We start from the raw sequence: 17,449 nt of genomic DNA on the forward strand, positions 1-17,449 counted from the left end.
GGGCCGTGGGGGCGGTCAAGACAGCGCACACGAATGGGGGTAGCCCCGGCGCGGGCGCCGCCCTTCGCCAAGTCGCCGGGCCGCGCCGTGTATTGGCGAGGGGGTGCGGAGCCGGGCGACCCGGCTCCACCTGGGTGAATCGCGGGTTTTCCGCGTGGCGTCCGAGCCCCCGGCCAAAGGCCCCCCGCACCGGCCGCCGGGAAGCGGTGGCCGTGGTCAAACCCCTTCGGCGGCCGTGCGCCCGAGGGCGCGGACGCCTTCCGGGTGGAAAAGCGGAGCGTCACGCTTGATGTACAAAGCGTAAACTCGGAACAGGAAGGGGAGCTAAGTGAGCGGCATCGAAGAGGCGGAGGAGGCGTTGAGGGAATTGCGGTCGGCTCTCGAAAAGGCCGGGGTCGTACTCCCGTCGCTGGGGCTCGATCCGGTGAGTCTCGTGCGGGAGGTGCCCTGTCCGCTGGTGGACCTCGGGCGGTGTTCGGTCCGGACCGCGCGCCTGCTGGCGGCGGCCCTGGCGGGGGAGGAGCGGTGAAGCCCGTCATCGGCAGTCACGTGGTGGACACCCGCACCGGCAAGGTCGGCGTCGTGATGGGCCACGAGGGCCCGTACGTGCAGGTGAGACCGTACGGCGGTGGGCGCGAGTGGGACGCCGAGCCGGGAGCGCTGCGCTGCGCCACCCCGGCCGAGCGGCTCAGCGCGGCGACCGCCTACGCCAATGCCCGCAGCCGCGGGGAGGTGCTCTAGCCGGCCCCGCGCATGGGCGAGAATGGGGGGCATGAGTCTGTTCCGCGACGACGGCATCGTGCTGCGCACCCAGAAGCTGGGTGAGGCGGACCGGATCATCACGTTGCTCACGCGCGGGCACGGACGGGTGCGCGCCGTGGCCCGGGGGGTACGGCGCACGAAGTCGAAGTTCGGGGCCCGGCTGGAGCCGTTCTCCCATGTGGACGTGCAGTTCTTCGCCCGGGGGAGCGAGCTGGTCGGGCGCGGCCTGCCGCTGTGCACGCAGAGCGAGACGATCGCCCCGTACGGCGGCGGGATCGTCACGGACTACGCCCGGTACACCGCCGGGACGGCCATGCTGGAGACCGCCGAGCGGTTCACCGACCACGAGGGCGAGCCGGCCGTGCAGCAGTACCTGCTGCTCGTCGGGGCGCTGCGGACGCTCGCCCGGGGCGAGCACGCCCCGCACCTCGTCCTCGACGCCTTTCTGCTGCGGTCCCTGGCCGTGAACGGCTACGCGCCCAGCTTCGGCGACTGCGCGAAATGCGGCATGCCGGGACCGAACCGGTTCTTCTCCGTGGCCTCCGGCGGCTCGGTGTGCGCCGACTGCCGGGTGCCCGGCAGCGTCGTGCCGTCCCCGCAGACCCTCGTCCTGCTCGGGGCGCTGCTTACGGGAGACTGGGAGACGGCGGACGCCTGCGAGCCGCGGTACGTCCGCGAGGGCAGCGGGCTGGTGTCCGCCTACCTGCACTGGCACCTGGAGCGCGGGCTGCGCTCCCTGCGCTACGTAGAGAAGTAAGCACGGCTACGGTCGAGGAGACGAGAAGCACATGGTCGTACGCGGGATCCTGGGGCGCCAGCGGCGCGAGTACACGGCGCCGGAGCCGCATCCGTCCGGTGCGCGCGCGCCCAAGCTCCCCGGTGAGCTGGTGCCGAACCACGTCGCGATCGTCATGGACGGCAACGGACGGTGGGCCAAGGAACGCGGCCTGCCGCGCACCGAGGGCCACAAGGTCGGTGCCGAACGGGTGCTGGACGTCCTCCAGGGCTCGATCGAGGTCGGTGTGCGCAACATCTCCCTGTACGCCTTCTCCACCGAGAACTGGAAGCGCTCGCCCGACGAGGTCCGCTTCCTGATGAACTTCAACCGCGACTTCATCCGCAAGACCCGCGACCAGCTCGACGCCCTCGGCATCCGGGTGCGCTGGGTGGGCCGGATGCCCAAGCTGTGGAAGTCGGTCGCCAAGGAGCTCCAGATCGCCCAGGAGCAGACCAAGGGCAACGACCTGCTCACTCTGTACTTCTGCATGAACTACGGCGGCCGGGCCGAGATCGCCGACGCGGCGCAGGCGATCGCCGAGGACGTGAAGGCGGGCCGGCTCGACCCGTCGAAGGTGACCGAGAAGACCATCCAGAAGTACCTGTACTACCCGGACATGCCGGACGTGGACCTGTTCCTGCGGCCGAGCGGCGAGCAGCGCACCTCCAACTACCTGCTCTGGCAGAGCGCGTACGCCGAGATGGTCTTCCAGGACGTGCTGTGGCCCGACTTCGACCGCCGTGACCTGTGGCGGGCCTGCCTGGAGTTCGCCTCCCGGGACCGGCGCTTCGGCGGAGCCGTACCGAACGAGGAACTGCTCGCCATGGAAGCCGCCATGAAGGGCGATTCCACCTCGTAGCCACCGGCGGTTCACCCGGGCCGCCGAGGATGCGGATCATGAGACGTCTCGCCCCTGTCCTCGCCCTCGGCGCCCTGCTGCTCACCGCTCTGCCCGCGCACGCGGCCGAGGCCCCCGCGCACCGCGAGAGCTACGGCACGAAGGCGCCGTACGCGCCGCGGCAGAGCCCGCGCGCCTACCAGCGGCCCCCGGCCGGTTTCACGCCCGTCTTCACCGAGAACGTCTCCCGGCACGGCTCCCGCGCCGCGAGCGACGGCGCGGACGCCGATCTGGTCCTCGCGCTGTGGGACCGGGCCGAGGCCGAGGGGCAACTGACCGGCAAGGGCGAGGAGTTCGGGCCGGTCGTGCGCGGCCTGCGGGCCGCCATGGCGAAGACCGGCTACGGCAGCCTCAGCGGGCGCGGCCGGCAGGAGATGGCGGACACCGCCGTACGCCTGGAGCGGCGGCTGCCGGCCCTCTTCCGGCGCATCGCCGACGACGGGGAGAAGATCGATGTCGTCAGCTCCGGGCAGGGCCGGGCCGTGGCCAGCGGCACCGCGTTCACCAACGCCCTCGCCGACGCCGAGCCCGCGCTGAAGCCGCTGATCGGACCGGTGCGCACCGACAAGGACCTGCTGTACTTCCACAAGGCCGCGGGCGGCGCCGCCTACCGCGACTACATCGAGAACGACCAGCGCCTGAAGGACACCCTGGGCGGCATCACCGCAGGGCCGAGGACCCGCGAGGCCGCGCACGGCATCCTGCGGAAGATCTTCAAGGAGCCCTTCGTCGCGCGCGTCGACGACCAGGTGGCCGCGGCCCGGGCCGTCTACGAGCTGTACGCCATCGCCCCCGCCATGAGCGAGGAGAGCCCGGACGGCGGGGGCTGGGGCATGGAGCGGTTCGTCTCCCGGTCGGACGCGGCCTGGTTCGGCTATCTGTCCGACGCCGAGGACTTCTACGAGAAGGGGCCCGGGTTCGCCGGCAGCGACATCACCTACAAGATGGCGGACGTCCTGCTCGACGACTTCTTCCGGCAGGTCGAGGCCAAGCGGGCCGGCACCAGCGATCTCGGGGCCGAACTGCGGTTCAGCCACGCGGAGGAGATCATTCCGCTGGCCGCGCTGATGGGACTGCCGGGCAGTACGGAGCCGGCGGAGCCGGGAGAGGCGTACACGTACGCGGACAATCCCTGGCGGGGCGCGGACGTGTCGCCGCTGGGAGCGAACATCCAGTGGGACGTCTTCGCCAAGGGCGACCGGTACCTGGTCCGGATGCTCTACAACGAGAAGGAGACGCCGTTCAAGGCGGGATGCCGTCCGGTCGCCGAGGGCAGCGCGTTCTACGACCTGGACGAGCTGGAGCGCTGCTTCGGACGGGGCTGAGCCGGGGCCGTCCGCGCCCCGCGGGGGCGCGGACGGCTCAGGCCGTCGCCGCGCAGTCCGCGCAGGTACCGAAGATCTCGACCGTGTGGGCCACGTTGACGTAGCCGTGCTCCGCGGCGATCGCCTCCGCCCACTTCTCGACGGCCGGGCCCTCCACCTCCACCGCCTTGCCGCAGGCGCGGCAGACCAGGTGGTGGTGGTGTTCGCCGCTGGAGCAGCGGCGGTAGACGGACTCGCCGTCGGACGTGCGCAGGACGTCGACCTCGCCGGCCTCGGCGAGGGACTGGAGGGTGCGGTAGACCGTGGTCAGGCCGACGGAGTCGCCCTTGTGCTTGAGCATGTCGTGCAGTTCCTGCGCGCTGCGGAACTCGTCGACCTCGTCCAGGGCCGCCGCCACGGCTGCACGCTGGCGGGTCGCGCGACCCTTCACGGGCGGTCCAGCGGTCGTCACCGTTGCCTCCTTCGATGGCTCGCTTCTGCCCGGGCCATTGTGCCAGCCCGGGCCGGCAGCGGTCAGACGCCGATCTCGTCCGTCGCCCCGCGCGCGGCCGGAATCGTGCACTCCGCGGGGTCCGGGGCGGGTTGCGCCGCGGCCGCCGCGCGGGCGCGGCGCCGGGCCAGCGGGGTGGCGAGCGCGGTCAGCGCGATGAAGGCGGCGATGGTCAGCAGGACGATCGTGGCGCCGGGCGGCACGTCCTGGTAGTAGGACGTGACCGTGCCGCTGACGGTCACGGCCACGCCGATGGCCACCGCGATCACGAAGGTGACGGTGAAGCTGCGGGTGAGCTGCTGGGCCGCCGCCACGGGCACCACCATCAGCGCGGACACCAGCAGCAGTCCGACGACCCGCATGGCGACGGTCACGGTGACGGCCGCGGTGACGGCCGTCAACAGGTTCAGCGCGCGCACCGGCAGGCCGGTGACCCGCGCGAACTCCTCGTCCTGGCTGACCGCGAACAGCTGGCGGCGCAGGCCCAGGGTGACCAGCAGCACGAAGGCGGCGAGCACGCAGATCGCGGTCACGTCGGACGGCGAGACCGTGGAGAGCGAGCCGAACAGGTACGAGGTCAGGTTGGCGTTGGAGCCGCCCGGCGCGAGGTTGATCAGCATCACGCCGCCGGCCATGCCGCCGTAGAAGAGCATGGCCAGGGCGATGTCGCCGCGGGTCCGGCCGTACCAGCGGATCAGCTCCATCAGGACCGCGCCGAGCACGGAGACGGCCGTCGCCATCCACACCGGGGAGGTGGAGAGCAGGAAGCCGAGGCCGACGCCGGTCATGGCCACGTGCCCGATGCCGTCGCCCATCAGGGCCTGGCGGCGCTGGACCAGGTAGATGCCGACCGCGGGCGCGGTGATGCCGACCAGCACGGCGGCCAGCAGCGCCCGCTGCATGAAGGCGTAGTTCAGGAATTCCATCAGCTCAGCAGTCCCGTGCGGATCGGTTCGGTGCCCGCCGGCGCGTGCGGGTGTACGTGGTCGTGGCCGGGCAGGGCGTGCTGGCCGACCGCGCGCGGCGGCGGGCCGTCGTGCAGGACGCAGCCGTCGCGCAGGACGACCGCCCGGTCGATCAGCGGCTCCAGCGGGCCCAGCTCGTGCAGCACGAGCAGGACCGTCGTGCCGGCCTCGACCTGCTGCCGCAGGGTGCGGGCCAGGACCTCCTGGCTGGCCAGGTCGACGCCGGCCATCGGCTCGTCCATGATCAGCAGTTCCGGCTCGGAGACCAGCGCGCGGGCGATCAGCACCCGCTGGTGCTGGCCGCCGGACAGGGCGGTCACCGAGTCCTTGGCGCGGTCGGCCAAGCCGACCAGCTCCAGCGCGCGCCGGACGGCCTCCCGGTCGGCCTTGCGGAAGATCCCGAAGCGGGTGCGGGCGAGGCGGCCGGAGGAGACGACCTCGGTGACCGTCGCCGGGACGCCGCCCGCGGCGGTGGTGCGCTGCGGTACGTAGCCCACGCGCGCCCAGTCGCGGAAGGACCGGCGGGGGGTGCCGAACAGCTCGACCGTGCCGCCGCTGACCGGCACCTGGCCGATGGTCGCGCGGACGGCCGTGGACTTGCCGGAGCCGTTGGCGCCGAGCAGCGCGACGACCTCGCCGCGGCCGACGGTCAGGTCGATGCCGCGCAGCACGGGGCGGGCGCCGAGTTCGGCGGTCACCCGGCGCAGGGCTATGACGGGTTCGCTGGTGGTCATGGTCTCTCCCGTGCCGCTCACTCGGCGCCCAGGGCCTGCTGGAGCGCCTTGAGGTTGGCCCGCTGCACCGCGAAGTAGTCCCGGCCGCGGGAGTGGTCGGTGATGCCCTCGACCGGGTCCAGGACGTCGGTCTTCAGGCCCGCGTCGCTCGCGATGGTCTTGGCGGTCTTGTCGCTGACGAGCGTCTCGTAGAAGACCGTGGAGACGCCGTCGGCCGCGGCCGTCTTCTCCAGGTCCCTGACCCGGGCGGCGCTCGGCTCGGACTCGGGGTCGAGGCCGTTGATGGCCTCCTCGGTGAGGCCGTAGCGCTCGGCGAGGTAGCCGAAGGCGGCGTGGGTGGTGATGAAGACCTTGCTCTTCGTGTGCGCGAGGCCGTCCCGGAACTCGGTGTTCAGCGCGTTCAGCTGCTTCACCAGGGCGGCGGTGTTCTTCCGGTAGTCGGCCGCGTGCTTCGGGTCGGCCTTCTCGAAGGCCTTGCCGACGCCTTCGGCGACCTCGGCGTAGCGCACCGGGTCGAGCCAGATGTGCGGGTCCTTGCCCGCCTCCTCGCCGCCCTCGTGGTCGTCGTGCTCCGCCGCGTGGCCGCCGACCTCGTTGCCGTGGTGCTCCAGCGTGGTCAGGGCGGCCGCGTCGATCTTCGTGTCCACCGGGGACTGGTCCACGGCCTTGTCGACGGAGGGCTGGAGGTTCTTCAGGTACAGGACCGCGTCGGACTCCTCCAGGGAGGCGATCTGCCGGGTGCTGAGCTCCAGGTCGTGCGGTTCCTGGCCGGGGGAGGTGAGGGTGGTGACGTGGACGTGCTTCCCGCCGATCCGCTCGGCGAGGAAGGTCATCGGGTAGAACGACGCGACGACGTCGAACGTGGCGGTGTTGCCCGCTCCCGCCGCGTCGCCGGAGCAGCCGGCGAGGGTGGCGGCCCCGAGGGCGGTGACCGCGGCCAGCGCGGCGGTGGGTATGAGGCGTCGTCGTACGTTCATGACACTCATTTTCATCAAACATGGAAACCGTTGTCAACAACGCTCGTCATACGGTCTGTACCGGGGCCGATTTGGTCGTGGGGGAGCCTGCGCCGGTAACCTGAATCATTCGCTGGAAGCATCTCGCTTCAACGCCCGTCGTCGTAATGAAGAGAGCACCGTGGCCGCCGACAAGATCGACACCATCGTCAGCCTGAGCAAGCGCCGTGGCTTCGTTTTCCCCTGCAGTGAGATCTACGGCGGCCAGCGTGCCGCCTGGGACTACGGACCGCTGGGTGTCGAGCTCAAGGAGAACATCAAGCGCCAGTGGTGGCGCTACATGGTGACGTCGCGCGAGGACGTGGTCGGTATCGACTCGTCCGTCATCCTGGCTTCCGAGGTCTGGGTGGCCTCCGGCCACGTCGCCACCTTCACGGACCCGCTGACCGAGTGCACCTCGTGTCACAAGCGGTTCCGCGCCGACCACCTGGAGGAGGCGTACGAGGAGAAGAAGGGCCACGCCCCGGCCAACGGCCTCGCGGACGTCAACTGCCCGAACTGCGGCAACAAGGGCCAGTTCACCGAGCCCAAGCAGTTCTCCGGCCTGCTGTCCACCCACCTCGGCCCGACCCAGGACTCCGGCTCCGTCGCCTACCTGCGCCCCGAGACCGCCCAGGGCATCTTCACCAACTTCGCCCAGGTGCAGACCACCTCGCGCCGCAAGCCGCCGTTCGGCATCGCCCAGATGGGCAAGTCGTTCCGCAACGAGATCACGCCGGGCAACTTCATCTTCCGCACCCGCGAGTTCGAGCAGATGGAGATGGAGTTCTTCGTCAAGCCGGGCGAGGACGAGCAGTGGCAGGAATACTGGATGGAGCAGCGCTGGAACTGGTACACCGGCCTGGGTCTCCGTGAGGAGAACATGCGCTGGTACGAGCACCCGAAGGAGAAGCTCTCCCACTACTCCAAGCGCACCGCCGACATCGAGTACCGCTTCCGGTTCGGCGGCAGCGAGTGGGGCGAGCTGGAGGGTGTCGCCAACCGCACGGACTACGACCTCTCCGCGCACGCCAAGGCCTCCGGCCAGGACCTCTCCTACTTCGACCAGGAGGCCGGCGAGCGCTGGACGCCGTACGTCATCGAGCCGGCGGCGGGTGTCGGCCGCACCATGCTGGCCTTCCTGCTCGACGCCTACGTCGAGGACGAGGCGCCGAACGCCAAGGGCAAGATGGAGAAGCGGACCGTCCTGCGGCTCGACCACCGCCTCGCGCCGGTGAAGGTGGCCGTGCTGCCGCTGTCCCGCAACCCGGAGCTGTCGCCGAAGGCCAAGGGCCTGGCCCAGGCGCTGCGGCAGAACTGGAACATCGAGTTCGACGACGCCGGCGCCATCGGCCGCCGCTACCGCCGTCAGGACGAGATCGGCACGCCGTACTGCGTGACCGTCGACTTCGACACCCTCGAGGACAACGCCGTCACCGTGCGCGAGCGTGACTCGATGAAGCAGGAGCGGGTGTCGCTCGACCAGATCGAGGGCTACCTGGCGCAGCGTCTGCTGGGCGCCTAGTCAAGACCGCCTGATGCCGGGCGGGCCGTCATCGGCCCGCCCGGCATTCGCGTGTCCGCACCCGCTCAACGGCCCTGGAGCGCCTTGACGTTGTCGCCGAACGTCCAGTTCTTCGAGCCGTCCCAGTTCACGGACCAGGTCATCAGGCCCTTGAGCGAGGTGCCGTAGTTCCGCCAGGCCTGGGCGACCAGGGACGGGGACATGTAGCCGCCGCCGGCGCCGGGCTGGGCGGGCAGGCCCGGGACCTGCTTGTCGTAGGGCACCTTGATCGTCGTGCCCTGCACCACCAGGCCCTTGTTCAGGCAGTCGGTCTGCGCGGTGAAGCCCTGCACGGTGCCCGCCGAGTAGGAGTCGCCGGAGCAGCCGTACATGCTGCCGTTGTAGTACTGCATGTTCAGCCACCACAGACGGCCGTTGTCCGCGTACTTCTTGATGACGGGCAGGTACGCGCCCCAGATCGAGCCGTAGGTGACGCTGCCGCCGGTGACGTACGCCGTCTCCGGGGCCATCGTCAGGCCGAAGCCCGCCGGCATCTGGGCGAGGATGCCGTCGATGATGCGGATCAGGTTGGCCTGGGACGCGGACAGCTGGTTGATGTTGCCGCTGCCGACCAGGCCGGTCTCTATGTCGATGTCGATGCCGTCGAAGTTGTACTTCTTCAGGATCGGCACGATGGTCGCCACGAACCGGTCGGCGACCGCCTGGGACGACAGGTCGATGCCAGCCGCCGCGCCGCCGATGGACAGCAGGATCGTCTGGCCGGACGCCTTGGCCTGGCACATCTCGGCGGGCGTGGCCACCTTGACGCCGGCGTCCATGCCGTCCTCCCACAGCGCGGTGCCGTCGGAGCGGATCACCGGGAAGGCCGCGTTGATCACGTTGTAGCCGTGGGCGGCGATGCGGGAGTCGGTGATCGGGGTCCAGCCGAAGGGCGGGTGGACGCCGTTCGCGGAGCCGTCCCAGTTCTCCCAGTAGCCCTGGAGCACCTTGCCCGCCGGCCGTGACTTCACCGCGCAGGTGTCGGCGGTGGCGGAGGCGGACGCGGCGGGCGCGGTGGCGATGGCGAGCGGGGCGAGGACGGCGCCGGTCAGGGCGGCGGTGAGCAGGCGCAGGGTGCGGCGGAGCATCGGGCCTCCCGGCGGGGGTTCGGGTCGATGGGGTGTCGCAGACATGACAGTGCGCTGGTCCAGACCATTCGTCAAGAGGTCTGGACCAGGACCGTCGGCGGACATTGTTGGAGTGACAGATATTGAAATCTGTCAGCTGTCATGTCACAGTGGAGGCATGACGATGCGAACCCGCGCCCTCGGCGCCACCGGTCCCCAGGTCTCCGCCCTCGGCCTCGGCTGCATGGGCATGTCCGGCATGTACGGCGAGGCGGACCGCGCCGAGTCGATCGCCACCCTCCACGCGGCCCTGGAGGCCGGCGTGACCCTGCTCGACACCGGCGACTTCTACGGCATGGGCCACAACGAACTGCTGATCAACGAGGCGCTCCGCACGGCCCCGGCCGGTCTCCGTGAGAACGCGCTGGTCAGCGTGAAGTTCGGCGCGCTGCGCGGCCCGGACGGCGACTGGTACGGCTTCGACGGCCGCCCGGCCGCCGTGAAGAACTTCGCCGCCTACTCCCTCCAGCGCCTCGGCGTCGACCACATCGACGTCTACCGCCCGTCCCGGCTCGACCCGGACGTGCCGATCGAGGAGACCGTCGGCGCCGTCGCCGAACTGGTCGAGAAGGGCTGGGTCCGGCACATCGGGCTCAGCGAGGTCGGCGCGGACACCATCCGCCGGGCCGCCGCCACCGCCCCCATCGCCGACCTCCAGATCGAGTACGCGCTCATCTCCCGGGGTCCCGAGCGGGAGATCCTGCCCACGCTGCGGGAACTGGGCATCGCCGTCACCGCGTACGGCGTGCTCTCGCGCGGCCTCCTCTCCGGCCATGTCTCGGCCGGCCAGGGCTTCGCCGCGAACGACTTCCGCGCCCACTCGCCGCGCTTCCAGGGCGACAACCTCCGGCACAACCTCAACCTGGTCGAGTCCCTGCGGAAGATCGCGGAGGAGAAGGGCGTCTCCGTCGCGCAGATCGCCATCGCCTGGGTGCTCTCCCGTGGTGAGGACATCGTGCCGCTGGTCGGCGCCCGCACCCGGGAGCGGCTCGGCGAGGCCCTGGGCGCGCTGGACGTGACCCTGGAGGAGGCCGACCTCGCCGCCATCGAGGCGGCCGTGCCGGCGGACGCGGCGGCCGGCGACCGGTACGCGGCGGAGCAGATGGCCATGCTCGACAGCGAACGCTGACGGTCGTGCCGGGTACCGTCTAGACATGCCATCGACCAGCGAAATTCTGACCGCCGAGCGCATCCTCGAAGCCACCGAGGAGGTGCTGCGCCGCCACGGCCCGGCCAAGGCCACCGTGGTCGACGTGGCCCGCGCGCTCGGCGTCAGCCATGGCAGCGTCTACCGCCACTTCCGCACCAAGGCGGCCCTGCGCGAGGCGGTCACCAAGCGCTGGCTGGACCGCACCTCCGAGCGGCTCGCCGGCATCGCCGCCGCCGAGGACCTCGCTCCGGAGCGGCGGCTGCGGGACTGGCTCGCCGCCCTCTTCGAGGCCAAGCGGCACAAGGCGGGCGACGATCCCGAGCTGTTCGCCACGTACACCGTGCTCGTCGACGAACTCGGCGGCGTGGTCCACGACCACCTCGCCGACCTCACCGGCCAGCTGACCCGGATCATCGCGGCGGGCACGGAGTCGGGCGACTTCACCGTCCCCGACCCGGCCACGACGGCCCGCGCCGTCTTCCAGGCCACGGGCCGCTTCCACGACCCGGGTTACGCCCGCGAGTGGACGTCCCCGGGCATCGAGGAGGAGTTCGAGGCGGTGGTGGGGTTGCTGGTGCGGGGGTTGAGGGCGGCGGGGTAGGAGCCCTCGGGGCGGCTACGCGCGGCCGTCCGGTCGCCGGGCGGGCGACGGGGTCGTCCGGTGCGGCCGGTGCGCCGCAGGCACCAGTCCCGGACGGTGTCCCGGCCGCCCTTCGGGCCGGACGCCTCCGGCACGTGCCGGATCGTGCGGGACGCTTGTGATCCGAACCGCTGGCGGACCAGGGCGCCTTGGGAGATTCGCAGGCCGGTGACGGCGTCAGTGAACACGTCACCGTTCTCGACACCGCGCTGCCTCGTCCTTTGTAAGAGTGCTTTCGGGAAGCTTGGAATCCTTCATCGCACGGGCGGTGAAATTCATGATGCGTCCCGGAGGAACAGGGCGACGTTCAGCAGAGCGCTGGGAGAGGTCGGCGTCCGAGGAAATGGCGAACTCGGATCGCATACCGCTCCGCCGCCGACGGGCCCTCCGTCTGCGGGCAGCAAGGTCACGGCGAGGATGTCGCCAAGCACAGGGCGATCGGAATGAACCAGACGAGCAGCCCAGGAATGGCCTGAACGGACGCGTCGATCACGATAGCGGCGGTCCTGTCGGGAGGGGAATGGGAACGAGACCAGGGAAGGAGCCCATTGTGCAGGGCTTCTTCCCTCTGTGGTCGAAGGGGCGTATCAGCAGAAAGTGACCGGCGGGGTGTAGTACTTACCTGTGGTGGCGTCCATCAGGCCTGTGGCCGAGCAGTCCGGAGCGTACTTGGCTATGGACCGGGCGCCGAAGGAGTGCGTGCGTATTCCATCGACCGTGCCACTCCGTGAATCGCGGATAAATTCAAGCCATTCATGAAGAGGTTTAATAATTATGATGTGATGAAGTAATAACCATGCTGAGGGATCTCTCGTGGCGGTGTGGGGGCGCATGCGTCGGCAGTCGACGCGCCCTTCCGCTTCCGTGTGCGCCTTACGGCGGTGCCCGGCGGTGGTTGATCCTGGCCGTAAGGACCGGCTCATCAAGGTGGGTTCTCATGGCGACGGCCGACACCGGCGACAACTCCACCGCACCCGCGGACCCTCCGCCCCAGCCCCCGTGGTGGAAGAAATGGCTCAGCGGCCCGGCGGCGTTGGCGTACGCGGTCGCCATTGTCGGTGCGGGGGCCGCCGCCGTGATGACCCCGCTCGGGGACCACGTACTGAGTGCGCTCTTCGACCAGCCGACCTGCCCCGGCGACGGAGACGCCTGCGAGGGCAAGAACCCGCAGAACCAGGGATGCGGCGAGGACGCGCGCACCTTCAAGCCCACCGTGGACAATCCCGCGCTGCTCCAGATCCGCTACAGCGAGGACTGCGAGGCGGTCTGGGCGAAGATCGAGCAGGGGAATCCCGGCGACCGGGTGACGGTCCGCGTCTCGGGCGGCACGACGCGCTCCGCCGAGATCGAGTACGACAACGACCAGTTCACCCACATGGTGACGGTCCCCGACGGCGAGTTCCAGGTCACCGCGTGCGCGGTGCCGAAGGCCGGTGGCGCCAGCACCTTCGAGCGGTACTGCATCCACGCGACCGAGGCCACCGCCTGGCAGTGACCGCCCGGGTCACGCCCCCTTCGACGCCGTCTCCGCGACCGGGTGTATCCGGGCCGTCTCCAGGCTCGCCGCCGCCCGTTCCGCCGTGCGGCGGGCCCAGCGGCCGCTGCTCAGCAGGCCGAGGACCAGGACGGCCAGGCCGCAGCCGGTGAGGATCCACCAGCCGGGGCGGGCCGCCGTCACGAACGCCTCGCGGTACGGCGACGAGCCGATGCCGGAGGCGAGGGCCGCGCCGACCACCGCGACGCCGAGCGTCGAGCCCAGCTGCCGGCTGGTGGAGGCGACGGCGGCGGCGACCCCGGCCTGGGCGCGGGGCATGCCCGACACGGCCGTGTTGGTGATCGGCGCGTTCACGAAACCGAAGCCGATGCCGAACAGGACGTAGCCCAGCAGCAGGGTGGTGTTCGACGTCTCCGCCTCGAACGCGGCGAACAGGACACCGCTCGCGGTCATCGCGGCACCGGCCACCAGCAGGGAGATCCGGGGGCCGCGGCTGCCGACCAGGCGGCCGGACAGCGGGGCGCACAGGAACGTCGGCACGGCCATCGGCAGCATCCACAGGCCCGCGTGCAGGGCGTCGAGGCCGCGCACGTTCTGCAGATACAGGGTGGACAGGAACAGGAAGCCGCCCAGGGACGCGAACGCGCTGATCGCGATGACGGTGGCGCCGCTGAACGGAGCCGAGCGGAAGAAGCGCAGGTCGATCAGCGGTTCGGCGCGCCGGGGCTCGTACCGGAGGAGGGCCAGCAGGGCGGCCACGGCGATCACGGCGAAGGGGACGACCGGGCCGGCGCCGGACTCCGGCGCCTCGATGATCGCGTACGTCAGCGCGCCGAACAGCGCGATCACCAGCACCTGGCCGACCGGGTCGGGACGGCGGGCGCGGGGCGCGCGGGACTCGGGGACGAAGCGCAGGGTGAGCAGGAGGGCGGCCAGGCCGACCGGGAGGTTGACCCAGAAGATGGCGCGCCAGCTCACCGACTGCACCAGCAGCCCGCCGACCAGCGGGCCCGCCGCCATGGCGATGCCGACGACCGCGCCCCACACACCGATCGCGCGAGCGCGCTCACGCGGGTCGGTGAAGGTGTTGGTGATGATCGACATGGCGACCGGGTTGAGCATCGAGCCGCCCACCGCCTGCACCATGCGGAAGACGACGAGCAGTTCCAGGTTCGGTGCGAGCGAGCAGAGCACCGAGCCGGCGGTGAACACCGTCAGGCCCGCCATGAAGACGCGCTTGCGGCCGATCCGGTCGGCCGTGGAGCCGGCGAGCATCAGCAGCGAGGCCAGGACGAGCGTGTAGGCGTCGATCGTCCACTGCAGACCGGAGGTGGTGGCGTCCAGATCGCGCTGCATCGCGGGCAGCGCCACGTTCAGCGCGGTGGTGTCCAGGCTCACGATCAGCAGGCTCATGCAGCAGATCGCGAGCACGAGCATGCGTCGGCGATGGCTCAACTCGGGCATGCCCGTCATCGTACGCCCACTTCGATAGTGCGTCTAACTAATGACCGTTGCACGATTCGCCGGGCGGCTCGCCCGGCTGCCGGACGGGCGCTGCGCCGGGTGAGGGACAATGGGGTCCTGCCCCTGTCGCCGTAGATCCGTCCCGGAGCCCTGACGATGACCCAGCCTCTGTCCATCGGACCGCACGCCGTGACGCCGCCGGTCGTGCTCGCACCCATGGCGGGGATCACCAACGCGCCCTTCCGCACCCTGTGCCGGGAGTTCTCGGGCGGCAAGGGACTCTTCGTCAGCGAGATGATCACCACCCGGGCGCTGGTCGAGCGCAACGAGAAGACCATGCAGCTGATCAGGTTCGACGCGAGCGAGCGGCCGCGCTCGATCCAGCTGTACGGCGTCGACCCCGCGACCGTCGGCAAGGCCGTCCGCATGATCGCGGAGGAGGACCTCGCCGACCACATCGACCTGAACTTCGGCTGCCCGGTGCCGAAGGTGACGCGCAAGGGCGGCGGCTCCGCGCTGCCGTACAAGCGGAACCTGCTGCGGGCCATCCTGCGCGAGGCGGTCTCCGGCGCCGGCGACCTGCCGGTGACCATGAAGATGCGCAAGGGCATCGACGACGACCACATCACCTTCCTCGACGCCGGCCGCATCGCCGTCGAGGAAGGAGTGACCGCCATCGCCCTGCACGGCCGTACCGCCGCCCAGCACTACGGCGGCACCGCCGACTGGGAGGCCATCGCGCGGCTGAAGGAGCACGTGCCGGAGATCCCGGTGCTCGGCAACGGCGACATCTGGTCGGCCGAGGACGCGCTGCGGATGGTGCGGGAGACCGGCTGCGACGGGGTCGTGGTCGGCCGGGGGTGCCTGGGCCGGCCGTGGCTGTTCGCGGACCTGGTGGCCGGGTTCGAGGGGCGGACCGAGGACTTCGTACGGCCCACCCTGCGGGAGGTCGCCGACGTCATGGTCCGGCACGCCACGCTGCTCGGGGAGTGGAGCGGTGACGAGTCCAAGGGCGTGGTGGACTTCCGCAAGCACGTCGCCTGGTACCTGAAGGGCTTCGCGGTCGGCTCCGAGATGCGCAAGCGGCTCGCGATCACCTCGTCGCTCCGGGAGCTGCGGGCCGGGCTGGACGAGCTGGACCTGGACCAGCCGTGGCCGGCCGGGGCGGAGGGGCCGCGGGGGCGGACGTCCGGCAACAACCGGGTCGTCCTGCCGGACGGGTGGCTGAAGGACCCGTACGACTGCTCGGGCGTCGGTGAGGACGCGGAGCTGGACACGTCCGGCGGCTGACCTGCCGAGAGGGCCCGTCAGTTCCTCCTCGGGCCCGGTGTCGAGCCGTACGCGCTCAGGAAGCGGTCCCGGAAGGCGCTCATCTTCCAGACCGGGGCGTCGTGGGCGGGGCGCAGGCCGTCGGTCCAGTGCCAGCCGGCGATCCTGTCCAGCAGCTTCGGGTCCTTGGCGACGAGCGACACCGGCACGTCCCGGCCGGCGTGGTTGCCGCTGACCCGGGCGATGGGCTGGTGGTCGCCGAGGAAGACCAGCACGGTGTCCTTCGTGCCGTACCGCGCCAGCCACTCGGTGAGGGCGGTCACCGAGTAGCGGATCGACCTGCCGTACTCCTCGCGGGACCTGGTGGTGTCGGCGATGACGTCCGCCGCCTTCGTGCCCGTCGCCTCCATCTCCTCGAAGTCCGAGCCGTCCCCGAGCCGGTCCCAGTCCACCATCTTCGGGACCGGCGCCCAGGGCTGATGGCTGGAGGTCAGGATGAGCAGCGACATCCGCCCCTTGCCGGCGGCCGGGCGCTTGCCGTGCACGCGCTCCTGGTACTGCTGGAGCGCGTACTGGTCGGGCATGGTCGACCAGCTGAACTTGGGCCCGCGGTAGCCCAGCCGGAAGGCGTCGTAGACCTTGTCCAGGCCGTACCACTTCTGCTCCGGCCAGCCCTTCTGCACACCCGGCATCACCCCGACCGTCTCGAACGCGCCGGTCCTGCGGAACGCGCCCGTCAGGCTGAGGTGGTCGCTCGCCATGACCGTGCGGTAGCGCTGCTGGTTGCTGATCCACAGGCCCGACATGGTGGTGGAGTGGCCCAGCCAGCTGTTGCCGCCGTACGTCGCCGAGGTCAGCCAGCCGCTGCGGGCGTGGAAACCGGACTCGGCCAGGGCCTTGGTGCGGGCGTCGAGCATCCGGTCCACGCCGGGCGCCGTGACCGGGTCCTCGATCGCGCTGCGGCCGTAGCTCTCGACGAACGTGAAGATCACGTCCTTGCCGCGCAGATCGGGCACGAGCCGGCTGCCCGGAGTGTTCCCGAACGCGTCGACGCGGGCCGCCTCGCGGAACTCCGCCTCGTCCCGGAGGGTGTCGGAGACCCGGTGGACCTGGCCGCGCAGCGCGGTCACGGCGCCGTGCGAGGCGAGCGGCACGGCCGCCGGCCGGAGGCCGAGCGAGGCACAGACGACCCAGGCGACGGCGGCGACCAGGGTGCCGCGGCGGGCGGCGCCGGGATGCCGGGCGAGCAGTCCGGTCAGCCGCACCATGGACAGCGCCAGCAGCACGAAGAGCAGCAGGACCAGGCCGGCCGCCCCGCACACGGCGGTGAGAGCGACTCCGTGGCCGAGGGAGTCCTCCAGGTACGACTCCGCGTCACCGAGCAGGCTCCAGTCCAGCACCACGTCGAACGTCCGGCCGAGGTACTGCTCGAAGCCCATGTCCAGCGCGTTCAGCACGGTCAGCGCCGCGAGCAGCACCCCGCACACCGCCGCCACCGCCGTCCGGGACCGGCGCGGCAGCGCGGGCAGCACCGCCGCCCCGACGACGGCCTCCGCCGGTATCCGCACGAAGGCGGCGGGCCCGAGCCGGTCGACCGAGTCCGGCATCACGAGCGCTGCGAGCACGAGCAGGGCGGCGAGGCCGGTGAGGCCGGCGGACAGCGCGCGTGCCCTGCCCGGCCACCGCCACCACGCACCGCGTACGACGGACTCCTGCGGCCCGGCCGCCCCGGGCTCGACCACGACTGACTGACGCATGCCCGTGGGTACGGCCCGCGGCGGACCGCTGTTCAC

Annotated in this window: 17 protein-coding genes; 10 read left to right on the top strand and 7 right to left on the bottom strand. The window is 71.1% G+C overall.

Going from position 1 to position 17,449, the window contains the following annotated elements; all coding sequences use genetic code 11:
• Positions 1–328 precede the first annotated feature (328 nt).
• Genes SCK26_RS25435 through SCK26_RS25455 form a run of 5 tightly spaced genes read left to right on the top strand, consistent with a single transcriptional unit; the run spans position 329 to position 3,763 of the window.
• Entirely contained in the window at positions 329–529 is a 201-nt protein-coding gene (locus SCK26_RS25435) for a hypothetical protein (protein WP_318203636.1), read from the top strand.
• Positions 526–741 carry a hypothetical protein gene (locus SCK26_RS25440; protein WP_318203637.1) on the top strand — a complete coding sequence of 72 codons (216 nt, stop codon included), beginning with the start codon at positions 526–528 and terminating at the stop codon, positions 739–741. The genes SCK26_RS25435 and SCK26_RS25440 overlap by 4 nt, the downstream gene beginning before the upstream one ends.
• 31 nt (positions 742–772) lie before the next feature.
• Complete coding sequence (recO, locus tag SCK26_RS25445; RefSeq protein WP_030604856.1) at positions 773–1,519, top strand: DNA repair protein RecO; 747 nt, start codon at positions 773–775, stop codon at positions 1,517–1,519.
• A gap of 31 nt (positions 1,520–1,550) precedes the next feature.
• Positions 1,551–2,399 (top strand): isoprenyl transferase, encoded by an 849-nt coding sequence (locus SCK26_RS25450; protein ID WP_318203638.1) that lies wholly within the window; start codon positions 1,551–1,553, stop codon positions 2,397–2,399.
• Positions 2,400–2,437: 38 nt separating this feature from the next.
• Entirely contained in the window at positions 2,438–3,763 is a 1,326-nt protein-coding gene (locus SCK26_RS25455; protein ID WP_318203639.1) for a histidine-type phosphatase, read from the top strand.
• A gap of 37 nt (positions 3,764–3,800) precedes the next feature.
• Here SCK26_RS25455 and SCK26_RS25460 read toward each other — a convergent pair whose 3' ends face one another.
• The 4 genes from SCK26_RS25460 to SCK26_RS25475 all read right to left on the bottom strand — a co-directional run bounded on the left by SCK26_RS25460 (position 3,801) and on the right by SCK26_RS25475 (position 6,929).
• Positions 3,801–4,214: a Fur family transcriptional regulator gene (locus SCK26_RS25460; RefSeq protein WP_318203640.1), complete on the bottom strand. Its 414-nt coding sequence runs from the start codon at positions 4,212–4,214 to the stop codon at positions 3,801–3,803.
• A 62-nt stretch (positions 4,215–4,276) separates the two neighbouring features.
• The gene (locus tag SCK26_RS25465; RefSeq protein ID WP_318203641.1) at positions 4,277–5,179 is read right to left on the bottom strand and encodes a metal ABC transporter permease; all 903 of its coding nucleotides are present in this window, start codon (positions 5,177–5,179) and stop codon (positions 4,277–4,279) included.
• Entirely contained in the window at positions 5,179–5,952 is a 774-nt protein-coding gene (locus SCK26_RS25470; protein ID WP_318203642.1) for a metal ABC transporter ATP-binding protein, read from the bottom strand. Before SCK26_RS25470 ends, SCK26_RS25465 begins: the two co-directional genes overlap by 1 nt.
• A 17-nt stretch (positions 5,953–5,969) precedes the next feature.
• Positions 5,970–6,929 (bottom strand): metal ABC transporter substrate-binding protein, encoded by a 960-nt coding sequence (locus SCK26_RS25475; RefSeq protein WP_318203643.1) that lies wholly within the window; start codon positions 6,927–6,929, stop codon positions 5,970–5,972.
• Between the two features lie 160 nt (positions 6,930–7,089).
• Here SCK26_RS25475 and SCK26_RS25480 point away from each other — a divergent pair, with 160 nt between their 5' ends.
• Complete coding sequence (locus SCK26_RS25480) at positions 7,090–8,472, top strand: glycine--tRNA ligase (RefSeq protein WP_318203644.1); 1,383 nt, start codon at positions 7,090–7,092, stop codon at positions 8,470–8,472.
• Positions 8,473–8,537: 65 nt separating this feature from the next.
• On the opposite strand, the gene SCK26_RS25485 is transcribed toward SCK26_RS25480, so the two are convergent.
• Positions 8,538–9,599, bottom strand: a complete 1,062-nt coding sequence (locus SCK26_RS25485) for a chitinase (protein ID WP_318203645.1) — start codon at positions 9,597–9,599, stop codon at positions 8,538–8,540.
• A 157-nt stretch (positions 9,600–9,756) separates the two neighbouring features.
• Between SCK26_RS25485 and SCK26_RS25490 the strand changes: the two genes are divergently transcribed.
• The 3 genes from SCK26_RS25490 (at position 9,757) to SCK26_RS25500 (ending at position 12,923) form a co-directional block, all read left to right on the top strand.
• Positions 9,757–10,767 (top strand): aldo/keto reductase, encoded by a 1,011-nt coding sequence (locus tag SCK26_RS25490; protein WP_318203646.1) that lies wholly within the window; start codon positions 9,757–9,759, stop codon positions 10,765–10,767.
• A 25-nt stretch (positions 10,768–10,792) separates the two neighbouring features.
• Positions 10,793–11,389: a TetR family transcriptional regulator gene (locus SCK26_RS25495; protein ID WP_318203647.1), complete on the top strand. Its 597-nt coding sequence runs from the start codon at positions 10,793–10,795 to the stop codon at positions 11,387–11,389.
• A 976-nt stretch (positions 11,390–12,365) separates the two neighbouring features.
• Positions 12,366–12,923, top strand: a complete 558-nt coding sequence (locus SCK26_RS25500) for a DUF2690 domain-containing protein (RefSeq protein WP_318203648.1) — start codon at positions 12,366–12,368, stop codon at positions 12,921–12,923.
• Between the two features lie 9 nt (positions 12,924–12,932).
• Here SCK26_RS25500 and SCK26_RS25505 read toward each other — a convergent pair whose 3' ends face one another.
• The gene (locus SCK26_RS25505) at positions 12,933–14,387 is read right to left on the bottom strand and encodes an MFS transporter (protein ID WP_318203649.1); all 1,455 of its coding nucleotides are present in this window, start codon (positions 14,385–14,387) and stop codon (positions 12,933–12,935) included.
• A 156-nt stretch (positions 14,388–14,543) separates the two neighbouring features.
• On the opposite strand from SCK26_RS25505, the gene dusB reads away from it, so the two are divergent.
• Complete coding sequence (dusB, locus tag SCK26_RS25510; RefSeq protein ID WP_318203650.1) at positions 14,544–15,677, top strand: tRNA dihydrouridine synthase DusB; 1,134 nt, start codon at positions 14,544–14,546, stop codon at positions 15,675–15,677.
• Between the two features lie 17 nt (positions 15,678–15,694).
• On the opposite strand, the gene SCK26_RS25515 is transcribed toward dusB, so the two are convergent.
• Complete coding sequence (locus SCK26_RS25515; RefSeq protein ID WP_412080781.1) at positions 15,695–17,413, bottom strand: CDP-alcohol phosphatidyltransferase; 1,719 nt, start codon at positions 17,411–17,413, stop codon at positions 15,695–15,697.
• Positions 17,414–17,449 lie beyond the last annotated feature (36 nt).

This window comes from Streptomyces sp. SCL15-4 (assembly GCF_033366695.1).
Lineage (GTDB): Bacteria > Actinomycetota > Actinomycetes > Streptomycetales > Streptomycetaceae > Streptomyces.

What these genes read in the sequence shown, in the direction of transcription:
- recO (WP_030604856.1), top strand. Translation starts at nt 773, where the DNA reads ATGAGTCTGTTCCGCGACGACGGCATCGTGCTGCGCACCCAGAAGCTG.
- SCK26_RS25450 (WP_318203638.1), top strand. Translation starts at nt 1,551, where the DNA reads ATGGTCGTACGCGGGATCCTGGGGCGCCAGCGGCGCGAGTACACGGCG.
- SCK26_RS25455 (WP_318203639.1), top strand. Translation starts at nt 2,438, where the DNA reads ATGAGACGTCTCGCCCCTGTCCTCGCCCTCGGCGCCCTGCTGCTCACC.
- SCK26_RS25465 (WP_318203641.1), bottom strand. Translation starts at nt 5,179, where the DNA reads ATGGAATTCCTGAACTACGCCTTCATGCAGCGGGCGCTGCTGGCCGCC.
- SCK26_RS25470 (WP_318203642.1), bottom strand. Translation starts at nt 5,952, where the DNA reads ATGACCACCAGCGAACCCGTCATAGCCCTGCGCCGGGTGACCGCCGAA.
- SCK26_RS25475 (WP_318203643.1), bottom strand. Translation starts at nt 6,929, where the DNA reads ATGAACGTACGACGACGCCTCATACCCACCGCCGCGCTGGCCGCGGTC.
- SCK26_RS25485 (WP_318203645.1), bottom strand. Translation starts at nt 9,599, where the DNA reads ATGCTCCGCCGCACCCTGCGCCTGCTCACCGCCGCCCTGACCGGCGCC.
- SCK26_RS25490 (WP_318203646.1), top strand. Translation starts at nt 9,757, where the DNA reads ATGACGATGCGAACCCGCGCCCTCGGCGCCACCGGTCCCCAGGTCTCC.
- SCK26_RS25495 (WP_318203647.1), top strand. Translation starts at nt 10,793, where the DNA reads ATGCCATCGACCAGCGAAATTCTGACCGCCGAGCGCATCCTCGAAGCC.
- SCK26_RS25500 (WP_318203648.1), top strand. Translation starts at nt 12,366, where the DNA reads ATGGCGACGGCCGACACCGGCGACAACTCCACCGCACCCGCGGACCCT.
- SCK26_RS25505 (WP_318203649.1), bottom strand. Translation starts at nt 14,387, where the DNA reads ATGCCCGAGTTGAGCCATCGCCGACGCATGCTCGTGCTCGCGATCTGC.
- dusB (WP_318203650.1), top strand. Translation starts at nt 14,544, where the DNA reads ATGACCCAGCCTCTGTCCATCGGACCGCACGCCGTGACGCCGCCGGTC.
- SCK26_RS25515 (WP_412080781.1), bottom strand. Translation starts at nt 17,413, where the DNA reads ATGCGTCAGTCAGTCGTGGTCGAGCCCGGGGCGGCCGGGCCGCAGGAG.